Raw genomic sequence first — 15,302 nt, forward strand, 5'->3', positions numbered from 1 at the left:
TTGCCCCTATGCGGGGTATGCGGCAAGCTAGTCGCCATTTTATTGGTTGAACCCACGCGTGCGCCGAGCTCTCCGCCTGCTGCCCCTGCCTTTGAGCATCGCCATCTGCCTCCCGGCCATGGCTGCCGACAAGCCGTTGAACTGGGGACTGTGCCCGGCCGTAGACCCGCTACCCGGCTTCGACGGCGCCCCCGCCGCCGACCCCAAGGCCGCAGAAATGCGCCAGCAGTTGCCGACCGACATCGAAGGCGACCAACTCTCCGGCACCAGCACCACCCCGCAATACCAAGGCAATGTTGCGTTGAAGCGCGGCGACCAGTTCCTGGGTGCCGACAACCTGCGCATGGACACCGAAACCGGCAACTACATCGCCGAAGGCAATGTCCGCTACCAGGACACCTCTTTCCGCATGGTCGCCGACCGCGCCGAGGGCAATCAGGACACCGACACCCACAAGGTCACCAACATCCAGTACCAGTTGGTGGAGCGCCGCGGCAATGGCGACGCCGAATCGGTGGACCTGCAGGGCCAGGTCGGGCAGATGCATCGGTCCACGTACACCACCTGCGACCCCTCGCAGCCGATCTGGCGCGTTCGCGCGCCGGAGATCGACGTCGACAACGAGGAAGGTTTCGGTACCGCGCGCAACGCGGTGCTGCAGATCGGCAAGGTGCCGGTGCTGTACTTCCCGTGGTTCAAGTTCCCGATCGACGACCGCCGCCAGACCGGCCTGCTGTTTCCGCAATTCGGTCTGTCCGGCCGTAACGGCTTCGACTACCTGCAGCCGATCTATCTGAACCTGGCGCCGAACTACGACGCCACGTTGTTGCCGCGCTACATGAGCAAGCGCGGTTTCATGTTCGGCACCGAATTCCGGTACCTGTACGAGGGCGGTCGCGGCGAAGTCACCGGCAACTACCTGCCCAACGACAAGTTGCGCGACAAGGACCGTGGCAGCGTGTTCTACAGCGGCTACCACAACGTCAACAGCAATTGGCAGGCGCGCAGCAGCATCTCCTGGGTCAGCGACACGCGCTACGTGGAAGATTTCACCAGCCGCATCAACGGCATGGGCTCGGCCTCCAGCCTGCAGAGCACCGTGGGCATCTACGGCACCGGCGAGACCTGGACCGCGGGCCTGATGGCCGACCGTTGGCAGCTCACCGACTACACGCTGGACGAGCAGGCCCTGCCCTATAACCGGCAGCCGCGCGCGTATTTCACCTGGGAAAAGCCGCTGGGCATTTTCGAGGCCGGTATCTATGCCGAGGCAGTGCGCTTCACCCACGACGATTCGTACCAGGTGAATTTCATCCCGAACGCCAACAACAACAATGGCGACGAGTACGTCCGTACCAATATCCGCAACAAGCAATACGGCAGCGGCGCGCGCCTGGACGTCAAGCCCTACATCTCGATGCCGCTGTCGGGCGCAGCATGGTTCCTGACGCCTACCGTGGCGTGGCGCTACACCGCGTACCAGCTGGATTCCACGCTGGCCGATACCGCACCGCTGACCGGCAACCGCACGCCCACGCGCAGCCTGCCGATCGCCTCGCTGGACGCCGGCCTGTACTTCGATCGCGAAACCTCGCTGTTTGGCACCAACTATCTCAATACGTTGGAGCCGCGCATGTACTACCTGTACGTGCCGTACCGCGACCAGGACGATCTGCCGGTGTTCGACACCCGTCCGTTCACCTTCAGCTACGGGCAGCTGTTCCGCGACACCCGCTACACCGGCGCCGACCGCCAGAACGATGCCAACCAGCTGACCCTGGCAGTGACCTCGCGCTGGCTGCGCCAGGACGACGGCCGCGAAAAGCTCTCGCTGAGCGCGGGCCAGATCCTGTACTTCAGCGACTCGCTGGTCACCATCAACAACAGCAACAATTCGGCAGCCGGCAGCGAGCAGACCGTCGAACAGGGCAAGTCTGCCTGGGTGGCTGACGCCAACTACATGATCAACGACCGCTGGTCGATGGGCGCCACCTACCAGTGGAACCCGAACTCACGCAAGGAAGATCTGGCCAGCCTGCGCACGCGCTACCTGCTCAACAACGACGGCATCATCAACCTGGCGTATCGCTACCGTCGCAACCTCACCGACAACAGCGACCAGCTCAAGCAGGCCGATTTCTCCTTCCTGTACCCGATCAACCCCAGCTGGAGCGCGGTCGGTCGGTACTACTACTCGCTGCTGGACCGCAAGCCGCTGGAAATCATCGGTGGCGTGCAATGGGACAGCTGCTGCCTGGCGGTGCGCGGGCTGGTGCGCCGGTTCGTGCGCAACCGCGATGGCGAGATGGACAACTCGATCCAGATTGAGTTCGTGCTGAAGGGCTTGAGCTCGTTCGGGCAGAACACGGACCGCACTTTGCGCCGTGCTATTCTCGGCTATTACCGCGACGACCTCTACCTGGTCCCGCCCAGCAACACCACGACCAATCCGGACGATTACGATCCGAACCTGATTCCATGACCAAGCCTTTCTCTGTTGTTCTTGCCTCGCTGCTGGCCATCACCAGCACGGTTTCGCCGTTGGCCTCGGCACAGCAATCCCAGCCGCTGGATCGCATCGCTGCCATCGTCGACGAAGACGTGGTGCTGCAGAGCGAGCTCGATCGCGCCGTACGCAACGTCAAGTCGCAGTATGCCGGTCGCGAAAACCAGCTGCCGCCAGACGATGTGCTGCAGCGGCAGGTGCTTGAGCGCCTGGTGCTGGTCAAGCTGCAGGTCAGCCGTGCCGATGGCAACGGTATCCGCGTCAGCGACGAAGAACTCAACCGCGCCATCGCCAGCATCGCCCAGCAGAACGGCACGACCGTGGACGGCCTGCGCCAGAAGCTGGCAGCCGACGGGATGGGCTACGCCGATTTCCGCGCATCGGTGCGCGACGAGATCATCGTGCAGCGCCTGCGCCAGAGCTTTGCGCAGAGCCGCATCAGCGTGAGCGAAGGCGAAGTGGATACCGCACTGGCCCAACAGGCCGCCACCGGTAGCCAGTACCACCTGGCGCACATCCTGATCGGCTTGCCGGAAGGGGCAACTGCCGAGCAGATCGCCACCGGCCAGAAGAAGGTCGATGGCGTCAAAGCCTTGATCGACAAGGGCGAGCTGGATTTTTCGGCCGCTGCGGTGCGTTATTCCGATAGCCCCAACGCGCTGGAAGGCGGCGATCTGGGCTGGCGCAGCCTGGATGAAATCCCGAACGCATTTGCGCAGCTGATCCGCGACATGCAGCCCGGCCAGGTGGCCGGACCGCTGCGCGGCCCGAGCGGCTTCCAGTTGCTCAAGCTGGTGGAAATGCGCGACGCCAATGCCGGCGGCGAAAAGAAGATGGTCACCGAGTACCACGCACGCCACATCCTGGTGCGGATCGGCGAGAACCAGACCGAGGCGCAGGCCAAGGCCAAGATCGATACGATTCGCGCACGCATCGTTGGTGGTGCCGATTTCCAGGCGACGGCCAAGGAGTCTTCCGAGGACACCAACAGCCGCGGTCAGGGTGGCGATCTGGGCTGGTTCCCCGCCGATGCGTTCGGCCCGGACTTCGGCAAGCAGGTCGAAAGCCTGACCGACGGCGCAGTCTCCGAACCGTTCCGGACCCAGGCGGGCTGGCACATCGTGCAGCGCGTCGGCAGCCGCCAGACCGACGTCAGCGCCGAGAACCAGCGCGCGCAGGTGCGTGAAACCATCGGTCGCCGCAAGCTGGAAGAAGAGTACAACCGCTATCTGCAGGAACTGCGTGGCGAAGTGTACGTGAGCTACCGCACCGGCGACCGCGCCGATGACAATGCCACTGCCGCTCCGGCCAAATCGGCAGACCCGGCAGCGCCTTCGCCGCCGCCGGCAAAGCCGACGCGCTGAGACCGGGCAGCCGGATAGCATGATGGTCCCGTCGCTCGCGCTGGTGCCAGGCGAGCCGGCCGGAATCGGGCCGGAGCTATGCATCCGGCTTGCGCAGCAGCCGCGCTCGGACGCGCATCTGATTGCCTACGCCGACCCAGACACCCTGCACAGCGCCGCAACGGCGCTGTCGTTGCCTGTACGGCTGCTCGATCCCGACCAGCCGGCACGTGCGCCCGGCGACCTGCCGCTGCATCCCGTTCGCCAGGCCGTGACCACGCGTTTGGGCGCACCCGACCCGGCCAATGCGGCAGCAGTGATCGCCGGCCTGCGCAGCGCCGCGGGTGACTGCCTCGCCGGCCGCCTGCAGGGAATCGTCACTGGCCCGGTGCACAAGGCAGTGATCAACGCCGGCGGCATTGCTTACACCGGCACCACCGAACTGCTGGCCGAACAAGCCGGTTGCCCGGTGGTGATGATGCTGGCCAACAGCATCGTGCGCGTTGCGCTGGTGACAACCCATCTGCCGCTGCGTGCGGTGGCCGATGCGATCACCGCCGATGCGCTGCTGCAATGCCTGCGCATTACCCATGCAGCGATGCAGCGCGACTTCGGCCTGGAGCACCCGCGCATCGCCGTGCTCGGCCTCAACCCGCATGCCGGCGAAGACGGTCACCTGGGCCGCGAGGAACTGGATATCGTCATTCCGCTGCTGGAGCAGCTGCGCGGCGAGGGCATGCAGCTGATCGGCCCGCTGCCGGCGGACACCGCGTTCTTGCCGCAGAAACTGCGCGGTTTCGACGCGGTGGTGGCGATGTATCACGACCAGGGCCTGCCGGTGCTCAAGTACAGCGGCTTCGAGCAGGCTGTAAATATCACCCTGGGCCTGCCCTACCCGCGCGTGGCGGTGGATCACGGTACTGCGCTGGAACTGGCCGGCCGCGGAATCGCAGACCCCTCCAGCCTGATGGCAGCCACTGCGTTGTGCGCCCGATTGGCGGCGCGCCGCTAACACCACGCGTGCTTGGCTCGGCGCGGGGATGCCGCATGGCGCACGCCGCCGATCCGCCAGGCCAGGCGGGCACGCGAACGACACCGCGTGCAGGCGCGGCCTCCGTTAAACTGCGCAGATGAATTCTTCTTTCAGCGCACCGGCCAAGAAGTCGCTTGGCCAGCACTTTCTTGCCGACCGGTATTACATCGACCGCATCGTGCAGGCGGTAGACCCGCGCGCCGGCCAGCATCTGGTCGAGATCGGCCCGGGCCAGGGTGCCATCACCTTTCCGTTGCTGCGCAGGCATGGCGCGCTGACCGTGATCGAATTCGATCGCGACCTGATCGCGCCGTTGACCGAAGCGGCGGCCCCGATCGGCGCGCTGAGCATCATCCACCGCGATGTGCTCAGCGTGGATTTCACTGCACTGGCCGATGGCACGCCAATCCGCCTGGTCGGCAACCTGCCCTACAACATCTCCTCGCCGATCCTGTTCCATGCGCTGGACCATGCCGCTGCCGTGACCGACATGCATTTCATGCTGCAAAAGGAAGTGGTCGACCGCATGGCCGCCGGCCCCGGCAGCAAGGTGTACGGACGGCTCAGCGTGATGCTGCAGGCGTATTGCGAGGTGACTGCGCTGTTCGTGGTGCCGCCGGGCGCATTCCGGCCGCCGCCGAAGGTGGACTCGGCCGTGGTGCGGCTGGTGCCGCGCGACCCGGCCACGGTGCAGATCAACGACCGCCGCCGCTTCGCCGATGTGGTGCGCGCCGGGTTCGGGCAGCGCCGCAAGACCCTGCGCAATGCCTTGTCCACCATTTGCGAACCGGCCCATTTCGACGCCGCGCAGGTGCGCCCGGATGCACGCGCCGAACAACTGGAGGTCGCGGATTTCATCCGGCTGGCCAATGTCGAGCTGGCTTGAGCGCCGCTCCCACACCGTTTTATTTAGACTTTCGCCATGCAAGATGATCCGCGCTACCGCGTCGAGGTCGAGGTATCGCCCCGCTTCCTCGCCCATCAATCCACCCCGGACGAAGGCCGCTACGCCTTTGCCTACAGCATCCGCATCCAGAATGCGGGCGCGGTGCCTGCGCGCCTGATCGCGCGTCATTGGCAGATCACCGATGGCAACGGGCGCACCGAGCAGGTGGATGGCGAAGGCGTGGTCGGCGAACAGCCGTGGCTGCGACCGGGCGAAGCTTTCCATTACACCTCCGGCGTACTGCTGGAGACCGAGCAGGGACAGATGCAGGGCCACTACGACATGGTGGCCGACGATGGCACCGAATTTATCGCTCCGATCGCCGCCTTCGTGCTGAGCGTGCCCAGGACGCTGCACTGATGAATACCGGAGTAAGGGAGCGCGCGCAATGAGCGTCTGGGCCATCGGCGACCTGCAAGGGTGCTACGACATCACCCAGCGGTTGCTGGAGAAGATCAATTTCGACCCCGCCCAGGACACGCTGTGGTTCTGCGGCGATCTGGTCAACCGCGGCGGGCAATCGCTGGAAACGCTGCGCCTGGTGCATTCCCTGCGCGCGCACAGCGTAGTGGTGCTGGGCAATCACGACCTGTCGCTGCTGGCGATCGGTGCGCGTTCGGAAGAAGAGCAGCGCAAGGTCAACCCGGATCTGCTGCGCATCGTGATGGCCGAAGATCGCGATGCGTTGCTGGACTGGCTACGCATGCAGAAGCTGGCGCACGTGGACCGCACCCTGGGCTGGATGATGATCCATGCCGGGCTGGCGCCGAAGTGGACCACGCAGATGGCCGAAAAGCATGCACGCGAGGTCGAGCAGCAACTGCAGGGCGGCGGCTATCGCAAGCTGCTGCGCAATATGTACGGCGACCAGCCGGGCTGGTCGCCGGGCCTGAGCGGCTACGACCGCAGCCGGGCCATCATCAACCTGTTCACCCGCATGCGCTACTGCACCCCGCGTGGGCGCATCGCCACCGACGACAAGGGCACGCCGGGGACGCAGGCACAGGGCCTGTATCCCTGGTTCGAAGTGCCGGGACGGGTCGAGCGCGACCTGAAGATCGTCTGCGGGCATTGGTCCGCACTGGGCCTGACGATCACCCAGGGTGTGCATGCGATCGATACCGGCGCGGTCTGGGGCGGCAAGCTCACGGCGTTGCAGCTGGATAGCGAGGAGCTGCGCGTGGTGCAGGTGCCCGGACGGGAAGTGACCGGGCCGGCACCGGTCGCACGCGCACCGCGGCGTCCACGTGAGCGTCAGGGGCGTCAGCGCTCGCGCGGCAACCGCGGCAATGCGGGGAACGCAGCGGCCGGCCCCAAGCCGTCAGTCGATACGCCACAGGACTGAGCGCGCGAGGCGCCCGTCGCCATCGCGGTGCCGGGCGCGACCCTGCATCGCTCAGCGGCGTTCGTAATCCACGAACGAAAACGCATGGGCATGCCGGGCGTCGGCAGCATGTAACTCGCGCCTCGCCGGCGACCACACCGCAGGGTCGATCGGCGGGAAGTGCGTATCGGCGCCATCCACCGCGGTGTCCACTTCGGTCACGGCCAGCAGATCGGCGCGTTCCATGGTCAGGCGATACACCTCCCCGCCACCGATCACGCACAGCTCCTGCGCCCCCTCCTGCACGGCGCGTTCGATCGCCTGCTCCACCGATGCGACCGCCTGCATGCCGTCGAACGGCACCTGCCCCGAGCGGGTCAGCACCAGATTCAACCGCCCCGGCAATGCACGCCCCAGCGATTGCGCCGTCTTGCGCCCCATCAGGATCGGCTTGCCCAGCGTCAGCGCCTTGAAGCGCTTGAGATCATCGGGCAGCTTCCACGGCAGCTCGTTATCGCGACCGATGGCGTTGTTGCGGTCGAAGGCCACGATCAGGGTCAGTTTCATCGGTCCGGATACAGCGTGTCGTAGATTTTCATCGCGGCGTGCCGGCCCATCATTCCAAGGCAGAAAGCCGCAAGGTACAACACGGCAATCACCGCCAGCGCCGCCGAAGACTGCCCGCCGAAGACGTTCGTCAGCTGCAGGGGTTCACCCTTGTACAAGGCAATACCGAAAAAGCCGATCGGTGCGATGAGCAGGATGCTCGTGAGATTCACAAACAGGCTGGCCTGCATTGCCATAAGCGAATCAGCCAGTTTTTCCCGTGCCTTGATCGAATGCTTGGCCATCACAGTGCTGCCGTCTCAAGTGGATACCGGCGGACAATGCCGCAACTCGCTCGTCACACCGCCACCGGCGCCTTGATCGCCGGATGCGGGTCATAACCTTCGATGGCGATGTCTTCGAAGCGGAACCCGAACAGGTCGGTGACCTCGGGATTCAAACGCAAGGTGGGCAGCGCGCGCGGCGTGCGCGTCAGTTGCTCGCGTGCCTGCTCGAAATGATTGGAATACAAGTGCGCATCGCCCAGCGTGTGCACGAAATCGCCAACGCCCAGGCCGGTGGCCTGCGCCACCATATGCGTCAGCAGCGCATAGCTGGCGATATTGAACGGCACGCCCAGGAAGATGTCGCCGCTGCGCTGATAGAGCTGGCAACTGAGCCTGCCGTTCACCACATAGAACTGGAACAGGCTGTGGCACGGCATCAGCGCCATCTGCGGCAGCTCGCCGACATTCCAGGCGCTGATCACCAGCCGACGCGAATCCGGATTGCGCTTGATTTCATCCACCAGCCACTGCACCTGGTCGATTTCGACACCGTCCGGGCCGGTCCAGCGCCGCCACTGTTTGCCGTACACCGGACCGAGATCGCCGTTGTCGTCGGCCCACTCGTCCCAGATGCGTACCTGGTTGTCGCTGAGGTAGCCGATATTGGTGTCGCCCTTCAGGAACCACAGCAACTCATGGATGATCGAGCGCAGGTGCAGTTTCTTGGTGGTCACCAACGGGAAGCCGTCGTTGAGATCGAAGCGCATCTGCCAGCCGAACACGCTGCGCGTGCCGGTACCGGTGCGGTCGGACTTTTCTGCGCCGTGTTGCAGCACGTGCTGCAACAACTCCAGGTACGGCTTCACTTGGCAGCCTCCACGCCTGCGGGCGCCGGCAGCACCGGCTGCAACACCGGCGCGCGGCGCGACATCGCCAGCAGCACCAGGCCAACCGCAATCAACGGCAGGCTCAGAATCTGGCCCATCGTCAGCCAATTGAAGGCCAGGTAGCCGATCGGCGCGTCGGGCACGCGCACGAATTCGACGATGAAACGGAACACGCCATACAGCAACGCAAACAGGCCAGAGACCGCATACCGTGAGCGCGGCTTCATGGAGAACGTCCACAACACCACGAACATCACCACGCCTTCCAGTGCAGCTTCATAGAGCTGCGATGGGTGGCGTGCGAACTGGTTCAACGCGCCGGCGGCGTACTGCGCCTGGATCTGCGCGGGCAACCGGTCCGCCAGTTCCGGCGCGTGCGGAAAGATCACGCCCCAGCCGGCCTGGGTGAATTTTCCCCACAATTCGCCGCCGACGAAATTGCCGAGCCTCCCGAAACCAAGACCCAGCGGCACCAGCGGGGCGACAAAGTCCATCACATCGAAGAAGTGCAACCGGTGCTTGCGCGCCCACAGCCAGCAGGCGATCAACACGCCAAGCAGGCCGCCGTGGAAGCTCATGCCGCCTTCCCAGACCTTGAACAGGATCAGCGGGTTGGCCAGGAAGGTCTCGAACGCATAGAACAGCATGTAGCCGATGCGCCCCCCCAACACCACGCCGAGCATGCCGTAGAACAGCAGGTCGGAAAAACCATCCATGTCTACCCCGGGCAGGCGACCGCGCAGGATGCGCGAACGGCCCAGCGCCCAGGCCGAGAAAAACGCCGCCAAATACATCAAGCCGTACCAGTGCACCTGCACCGGGCCGAGCGAGAAGGCGATGGGGTCGATGGCGTGCAGATAGATCATGCGGACCGCGTATCACAAACAAGCGAGGCCGCTATTCTGACACCTCGGACGCGCTCAGCCTAAAATCCGCGGCCGGTCAGGTAGCTCGTCTTCATGCTGCGCGCCGTCTGTGGCCGGGAACTGCTCGGCCAACAGTTCAGTCACCGCCTCGATGCCGGCCAGGACAGCCGCTTCGTGCTGGCCTTCGCGCAGGAATTGCTGCATGCGCCGGCACACCTCTGCCCAGCGCGCTTCCGGCACCCGGCTGCGCAGACCGCGGTCTGCCACCACCTCGATGGCGTGGTCGGCCAGCAGCAGGTAAATCAGCACCCCGTTGTTGGCTTCGGTATCCCAGGTCCGCAGCTGGGCGAAAGCCTGCTCGGCGCGCTGCCGCGCGCTGTGCCCGCGCCACAACGCCTCCAGCGGCAGGTCGGCCTCGACCGCGACCATGATCTGGCCGGTGTGCGAGCGCTCGCTCGCGGTCACCGCCGCCGCAATGGCGTCCATGCATGCGGCTGGAAAAGTGCGCTGCGCCGAGGGCGCGAAGATATGCCTGAGCCACCGCATTACCAGCTCCCCGAGGCGCCACCGCCTCCTGATGACCCGCCGCCACCGCCCCAGCCACCACCGCCGCCGAAACCGCCGCGGCCGCCGCCGCCAAATCCACCGAAGCCGCCGAAGCCGCCGCCCCAGCCTCCGCCACCGACAAAGCGGCCGGGCGAGCCGGAGGACAGGCCGGCCAGCAGGCCGATCAGCGCCGCGCCCGCACTGGCCAGCAGCAACGACGTCAACAGCAACGCCGCACCGCCGGCGGCAACGCCGGTCAGCACGGCGCGCAGCGGGCGCGGTAGCGCGCCCAGGATGCCTCGCGCCACCATGGCCACCACGAAGCCGATGAACAGCGCCATGATCCAGCCACCGCCGCCCGCGCCGTTGCCGCCCTCGGCATGCCCGCTGACCGGCGCCGGCAGGGCCTCGCCCTCGATCAGGCCGGCCAGGGTTGCGGTCGCCGCCGTGATGCCGCCAGCGTAATCGCCCTCACGGAAGCGCGGCGCCAGATACTCCTGGATGATGCGGTTGGCGGTGATGTCCGGAATGGCGCCTTCCAGGCCGTAACCCGGCTGGATGCGGACGCGGCGGTCGTCCTTGGCCACCAGCAGCAGCACGCCGTCGTCCACGCCCTTGCGACCGATCTTCCATTGGTCGAACACGCGCTGGGTGTATTGCTCGATCGCTTCCGGCTGCGTGGTCGGCACGATCAAAATCTGCAACTGCGCGCCCTTGCGCTGCTGCAAGGCCAGCGCCTGTTGCTTGAGTTGCTGGATCTGCGCCGCATCCAGGGTGCCGGTGACGTCGACCACCGGCGAGCGCAGCGGCGGGATGGCAGCCAACTCCTGCGCCAGCAGCGATGCCGGCAGCAGCAACGCCATCATCCACACCACTCGCAAACACATTCGTCGCATTGCCAACTCCTACCTGATGCGCGCCGATCGTCCATCAGCGCGGGGTTTTGCGATTGCTTCTTCCCTGCGGGAGATTGCCTCTTACAGAGAACGTGTGCGCCTGAAGCGAATCCGCGGCTGGTCGAACGACTGCAAAGCCTGGCGACCTACCCTCACCAAGCCCTTCCCCGATGGGAGAGCTAGCTCTCGCCTCGACACGGTCTGTTGGCTTGGTCGCAGATTCGGGCTGATGTGCGGCTCGGCGCGCATCACCTGGCGCGTGCCCGTACGTTGCTCGACAGCGCGCGTACTGCGCTTGCTAGCGACCACTGCACAAGCGCCGTGCACGCACAGCAACTGATTACTGCACAGGCTGCGGCGCGGGCTGTTGCTGCGGTGCCTGCTGCGGCGTCTGCTGATTACCGAAATCCACCTGCGGGGCGCGCGAGATCTGCGCTTCGTTTTCCACGCTGAAATTGGGCTTGGGCTGGTAGCCGAAGATCTTGGCCGTGATCACCTGCGGAAACGAGCGGATGTAGGTGTTGTAGTCCTGCACGGTCTGGATATAGCGGCCACGTGCCACGGTGATGCGGTTTTCGGTGCCTTCCAGCTGCACCTGCAGATCGCGGAACGACTGGTCCGACTTGAGCTGCGGATAGTTCTCGCTGACCACCAACAACCGCGACAGCGCGCTACCCAACTCGCCTTGCGCCTGCTGGAATTGCTTCAACGACGCTTCGTCATCGGCGTTGACCTGGATCTGGCCGACGCGCGCACGCGCATTGGTCACTTCGGTCAGGACCTGGCGTTCCTGCTGGGCGTAGCCCTGCACGGTGCGTACCAGGTTGGGAATCAGATCGGCGCGGCGCTGATACTGATTGAGCACCTCCGACCAACCGGCCTTGACGCCCTCTTCCTTCTGCTGGATCGCGTTGTAGCCGCAACCGGACAGCGACGCGGTCAGGATCAGCAACACCAAGGCGCGAATCAGGACAGGCATGCAGGCGATTCCATTGGAAGAGAGCCCGAGCATGCCACGTGCCAGGTCAAGCCCGCATGCACACGCCCCTGCCCGGCTCTCCCAGCCTGCCGCGCGTCACCACAGCCGCGGCAACAGGATCAATCCCCAGCACAGCAGCACATTGATCAGCAGCACGAACACCGCCGCCGAGCCCATGTCCTTGGCACGCCCGGCCAATACGTGATGTTCCGGGCCGTAGCGTTCGATCACCGCTTCGATGGCCGAGTTCAACAGTTCGGCCGCCAGCACGATCAACAGTGGTGCAATCAGTGCAATGCGCTCGAGTCCCGACTGCCCGAGCCACAGACCGAGCGGCACCAGCACTGCCGCCAGACAGACCTCCAGGCGGAACGAGGATTCGTGCAGCCACGCCGCGCGCAATCCCTGCCATGACCAGATCGCCGCCTTGAGCATGCGACGCGGGCCGCGCGGGACGTGCCCCAATTGATCGGCCATGCGTCAGTGCGTCCTGCCGCATGGGCGAAGAGGGGAACAAATCAAACGCATGGCATGGTCGCTGCTGGGGAAAGTGCGAATCTTGCACCGTGGCGCCCCGCCCCGCCAGCTACCGGCAGGTTTGCCCTCAGCTTCCAGCCTGGCGCACCATGGCAGCCCGCTTCACTTTGAAGGTTCCTGCATGACCATCCATCGCCTGCGCAGCGTGCTGTGCGCCCTAGTCCTCCTGTCCGGCCATGCGTATGCCGACGCCCTGCACACCGCTCCGGCGGTGCCGGCGCAGGTTTCCAATGCCGCTTGGGAACAAGACATGCAACGCTTCGCCGAGAGCGACGCGCGTCAGCCGCCGCCCAAGCACGGCATCGTGTTCGTCGGCAGTTCATCGATCCGGTTCTGGGAGACATTGGCCCAGGATTTCCCGGGCAAACCGGTGATCAATCGCGGCTTTGGCGGCTCGGAAGTGCGCGACAGCACCTGGTACGCAGACCGCATCGTGATTCCATACGCGCCACGCCAGGTCGTGCTGTACGCCGGCGACAACGACCTCAACAGTGGCCGCACACCCGAACAGGTGCGCGATGATGTGCTGGCATTCGTGGCACGTGTACGCCGCGACCTGCCCGAGGCACGCATCAGCTATCTGTCGATCAAGCCCAGCCCGTCGCGCGCGCAACTGCTGCCGGCCGTGATCAAGGCCAACCGCCTGATCAAGGACGCGCTAGCCCCGCTGCCGCGTGTGGACTTCGTCGACATCTACACCCCGATGCTCGATGCCAGCGGCAAACCGCGCGCAGAACTGTTCCGCGCCGACAGGCTGCATATGACGGCCGATGGCTACGCGATCTGGCGCAAGGTCGTGGCACCGGTATTGGAACAACGCTAGAACGCAACCGAGCCGATCCGGCGCGCCTGTCGCCGGATCGGCCGGCCTGCAGGCGAGACGTTGGCTGCCGCTCCATGCCAGCGCGTTTTTTCGTGGCGGCAGCCTGCCGGCCCTGTTCCCACACACAACTGACGTAGGGGTCTGCGATTTGGGCACGTGGCGACCGCATTGGCGGTGTGGGCAAGAAATACCGGCAATGCCAAGCACCTGCAACGTCGCTAAAGGCACTGCAAACGTCCACGCGCCGGTACACTGTTGGCACCACGTTGAGCGTTCCGGCTGCCGAGCGGTAAATAGGGTGATCGAAGCGGTTAGCCGAGCGCGTGCAGCAGCCGGTCGTCGTCTTCCTGCCATGCCGCGTGACTGTTGAGCGGCAGCAAGGCGTCATCAGCAAGCGCCAGGACCACAAAGTGACGCCTCAGGCGACGACCACCGCCACGGACGTGCCGACGCCGGCTTGGCTCTGCAGTTCGATACGCCAGCCGAAGCGATCGCATAGCCGACGGACGATCGACAGGCCGAGCCCAGTGCCTTGCGGGCGGGTGGGGTCGGCGCGGAAGAACGGTTCGAACGCGCGGGCACGCGCCTCTTCGCTCATGCCAATGCCGGTATCGCGGACCACGATGCGGTCGTGGGTCACCTCGACCTCGATGCTGCCGGTATCGGTGTAAGCGCAGGCGTTACGCAACAGGTTGCTGAGCACCACCCGCATGACCCTGGGCGGGGCGAACATCTGCAGGCTGCGGTCGCCGACCATGCGCAACGACACCGGTTTGTCGCCAAGCAATTCGCGCGCACTTTCCAGCTCTTCGCTGGCAAGCTCGGCCACATCGAAATTTTCGCTCTGCGGGTCGATCTCGGCTTCGCGCGCCAGGATCAGGAAGGCATCGATCACCGCTTCCATATCGTGGCCGGCGCGCTGGATGCGACGCAGGCTGCGCTGCGTGCGCGCCGACAACTCGTCGTCGGCCAAGGCCATGTCGCTGGCCACGCGGATCACCGTGAGCGGAGTGCGCAATTCATGGCTGGCATCGCGGGTGAAATTGCGTTCGCGCGCGACATGCTCGCTGACGCGCAGCCCCAGCGCATGCAGCGCGGCGGCCAGCTGGCGCGTTTCGCCCTGCAATTCGGCAGGCAGCCGCTCCGGAGCCAGTTCGTCCACATCCGGGTTGCGTGGGTCCCAATGCGAGACGCGCCGGGCCAGCCAGCTGATCGGCGAGACCAGCCGCTTGGAAACCCGATAGGTGAACCAGGACACGCCATAGATCGCCACCAACACCACGATTGCCGGCACCACACCGAACCACAGCGTCAGATGCGCCGCACGCGAGCGCGGAAACACCAGATACAGCCGCCCCTCCGGGCGTTGATCGACATACACCAGCGCATCGGCGGCAGCCACTTCGCTGAAACCCGGAGACAGGTTGCGCAGTGCGGCCGGTGCAGCCTCGGCGGCGGTACCGGCGGGCGAAAAATACCCTTGGATATTGCGAGTATTGGGCGGCCGGTTGTCCGGCACGCTCTTTTGCATCTGCCAGAAATGCACGGCCTCGTCGGCGAGCACGGTGCGCACCAGGCTGTATTTGATGACGAACGACACCAGATACCCGGCCAGCACCAGCGCCAGGCTCGCCAGCGCGACCTGCAACAGGAAGGCGAGACGTATTTTTCTCGGAAGCCCGTGTGGCATTACTGCATCCAGGGAAGAGCGCCGGAGTATAGGCAACGCTTCCGTGAGTCCTTCGTGCAACCAGCCGGCAGCACAGGAGATCGAGCGGCGCAT

Annotated in this window: 16 protein-coding genes; 7 read left to right on the forward strand and 9 right to left on the reverse strand. The window is 65.2% G+C overall.

The genetic code is table 11. The annotated features are described in order from the left end of the window. Positions 1-58 precede the first annotated feature (58 nt). From lptD to AC1POX_RS17715, 6 genes are all read left to right on the forward strand, one after another. Entirely contained in the window at positions 59-2,482 is a 2,424-nt protein-coding gene (gene lptD / locus AC1POX_RS17690) for an LPS-assembly protein LptD (RefSeq protein ID WP_074053464.1), read from the forward strand. Further along, positions 2,479-3,870: a peptidylprolyl isomerase gene (locus AC1POX_RS17695; protein WP_372356430.1), complete on the forward strand. Its 1,392-nt coding sequence runs from the start codon at positions 2,479-2,481 to the stop codon at positions 3,868-3,870. The genes lptD and AC1POX_RS17695 overlap by 4 nt, the downstream gene beginning before the upstream one ends. A 19-nt stretch (positions 3,871-3,889) precedes the next feature. Continuing rightward, on the forward strand, positions 3,890-4,861 hold the full coding sequence (pdxA, locus tag AC1POX_RS17700; protein ID WP_014089436.1) for a 4-hydroxythreonine-4-phosphate dehydrogenase PdxA: 972 nt from the start codon (positions 3,890-3,892) through the stop codon (positions 4,859-4,861). A gap of 118 nt (positions 4,862-4,979) precedes the next feature. Next, entirely contained in the window at positions 4,980-5,768 is a 789-nt protein-coding gene (rsmA, locus tag AC1POX_RS17705; RefSeq protein ID WP_008576393.1) for a 16S rRNA (adenine(1518)-N(6)/adenine(1519)-N(6))-dimethyltransferase RsmA, read from the forward strand. Between the two features lie 36 nt (positions 5,769-5,804). Further along, a complete protein-coding gene (gene apaG, locus AC1POX_RS17710; RefSeq protein WP_007965232.1) occupies positions 5,805-6,188 on the forward strand; it encodes a Co2+/Mg2+ efflux protein ApaG in 384 nt (127 codons plus the stop codon). A gap of 28 nt (positions 6,189-6,216) precedes the next feature. Next, a complete protein-coding gene (locus tag AC1POX_RS17715; RefSeq protein WP_011346478.1) occupies positions 6,217-7,173 on the forward strand; it encodes a symmetrical bis(5'-nucleosyl)-tetraphosphatase in 957 nt (318 codons plus the stop codon). A 51-nt stretch (positions 7,174-7,224) separates the two neighbouring features. Here the strand turns inward: AC1POX_RS17715 and AC1POX_RS17720 are convergent, their stop codons facing one another. From AC1POX_RS17720 to AC1POX_RS17755, 8 genes are all read right to left on the reverse strand, one after another. Continuing rightward, positions 7,225-7,719, reverse strand: coding sequence for a dihydrofolate reductase (locus AC1POX_RS17720; RefSeq protein WP_011346477.1), 495 nt, complete (start codon positions 7,717-7,719; stop codon positions 7,225-7,227). Next, entirely contained in the window at positions 7,716-8,003 is a 288-nt protein-coding gene (locus AC1POX_RS17725) for a hypothetical protein (RefSeq protein ID WP_011346476.1), read from the reverse strand. Before AC1POX_RS17725 ends, AC1POX_RS17720 begins: the two co-directional genes overlap by 4 nt. A 53-nt stretch (positions 8,004-8,056) precedes the next feature. Continuing rightward, on the reverse strand, positions 8,057-8,851 hold the full coding sequence (locus AC1POX_RS17730) for a thymidylate synthase (protein WP_372356431.1): 795 nt from the start codon (positions 8,849-8,851) through the stop codon (positions 8,057-8,059). Continuing rightward, the gene (gene lgt, locus AC1POX_RS17735) at positions 8,848-9,738 is read right to left on the reverse strand and encodes a prolipoprotein diacylglyceryl transferase (RefSeq protein WP_008576385.1); all 891 of its coding nucleotides are present in this window, start codon (positions 9,736-9,738) and stop codon (positions 8,848-8,850) included. The genes AC1POX_RS17730 and lgt overlap by 4 nt, the downstream gene beginning before the upstream one ends. A gap of 54 nt (positions 9,739-9,792) precedes the next feature. Further along, on the reverse strand, positions 9,793-10,284 hold the full coding sequence (locus tag AC1POX_RS17740; protein WP_011346473.1) for a TPM domain-containing protein: 492 nt from the start codon (positions 10,282-10,284) through the stop codon (positions 9,793-9,795). Continuing rightward, complete coding sequence (locus AC1POX_RS17745; protein WP_372356432.1) at positions 10,284-11,180, reverse strand: TPM domain-containing protein; 897 nt, start codon at positions 11,178-11,180, stop codon at positions 10,284-10,286. Before AC1POX_RS17745 ends, AC1POX_RS17740 begins: the two co-directional genes overlap by 1 nt. A gap of 340 nt (positions 11,181-11,520) precedes the next feature. After that, positions 11,521-12,159: a LemA family protein gene (locus AC1POX_RS17750; RefSeq protein ID WP_008573598.1), complete on the reverse strand. Its 639-nt coding sequence runs from the start codon at positions 12,157-12,159 to the stop codon at positions 11,521-11,523. Positions 12,160-12,255: 96 nt separating this feature from the next. Next, entirely contained in the window at positions 12,256-12,636 is a 381-nt protein-coding gene (locus tag AC1POX_RS17755; RefSeq protein WP_005910722.1) for a diacylglycerol kinase, read from the reverse strand. A 181-nt stretch (positions 12,637-12,817) separates the two neighbouring features. On the opposite strand from AC1POX_RS17755, the gene AC1POX_RS17760 reads away from it, so the two are divergent. Next, positions 12,818-13,519 (forward strand): SGNH/GDSL hydrolase family protein, encoded by a 702-nt coding sequence (locus AC1POX_RS17760; RefSeq protein WP_014089428.1) that lies wholly within the window; start codon positions 12,818-12,820, stop codon positions 13,517-13,519. Positions 13,520-13,937: 418 nt separating this feature from the next. Here AC1POX_RS17760 and AC1POX_RS17765 read toward each other — a convergent pair whose 3' ends face one another. After that, positions 13,938-15,209 (reverse strand): sensor histidine kinase, encoded by a 1,272-nt coding sequence (locus tag AC1POX_RS17765; RefSeq protein ID WP_039417740.1) that lies wholly within the window; start codon positions 15,207-15,209, stop codon positions 13,938-13,940. Between the last annotated feature and the right edge of the window lie 93 nt (positions 15,210-15,302).

The sequence above is a fragment of the Xanthomonas sp. NCPPB 3442 genome, assembly GCF_056725145.1.

Coding starts and splice junctions, on each gene's coding strand:
- AC1POX_RS17695 (WP_372356430.1), top strand. CDS start 2,479: ATGACCAAGCCTTTCTCTGTTGTTCTTGCCTCGCTGCTGGCCATCACC.
- pdxA (WP_014089436.1), top strand. CDS start 3,890: ATGATGGTCCCGTCGCTCGCGCTGGTGCCAGGCGAGCCGGCCGGAATC.
- rsmA (WP_008576393.1), top strand. CDS start 4,980: ATGAATTCTTCTTTCAGCGCACCGGCCAAGAAGTCGCTTGGCCAGCAC.
- apaG (WP_007965232.1), top strand. CDS start 5,805: ATGCAAGATGATCCGCGCTACCGCGTCGAGGTCGAGGTATCGCCCCGC.
- AC1POX_RS17715 (WP_011346478.1), top strand. CDS start 6,217: ATGAGCGTCTGGGCCATCGGCGACCTGCAAGGGTGCTACGACATCACC.
- AC1POX_RS17720 (WP_011346477.1), bottom strand. CDS start 7,719: ATGAAACTGACCCTGATCGTGGCCTTCGACCGCAACAACGCCATCGGT.
- AC1POX_RS17725 (WP_011346476.1), bottom strand. CDS start 8,003: ATGGCCAAGCATTCGATCAAGGCACGGGAAAAACTGGCTGATTCGCTT.
- lgt (WP_008576385.1), bottom strand. CDS start 9,738: ATGATCTATCTGCACGCCATCGACCCCATCGCCTTCTCGCTCGGCCCG.
- AC1POX_RS17740 (WP_011346473.1), bottom strand. CDS start 10,284: ATGCGGTGGCTCAGGCATATCTTCGCGCCCTCGGCGCAGCGCACTTTT.
- AC1POX_RS17745 (WP_372356432.1), bottom strand. CDS start 11,180: ATGCGACGAATGTGTTTGCGAGTGGTGTGGATGATGGCGTTGCTGCTG.
- AC1POX_RS17750 (WP_008573598.1), bottom strand. CDS start 12,159: ATGCCTGTCCTGATTCGCGCCTTGGTGTTGCTGATCCTGACCGCGTCG.
- AC1POX_RS17755 (WP_005910722.1), bottom strand. CDS start 12,636: ATGGCCGATCAATTGGGGCACGTCCCGCGCGGCCCGCGTCGCATGCTC.
- AC1POX_RS17760 (WP_014089428.1), top strand. CDS start 12,818: ATGACCATCCATCGCCTGCGCAGCGTGCTGTGCGCCCTAGTCCTCCTG.
- AC1POX_RS17765 (WP_039417740.1), bottom strand. CDS start 15,209: ATGCCACACGGGCTTCCGAGAAAAATACGTCTCGCCTTCCTGTTGCAG.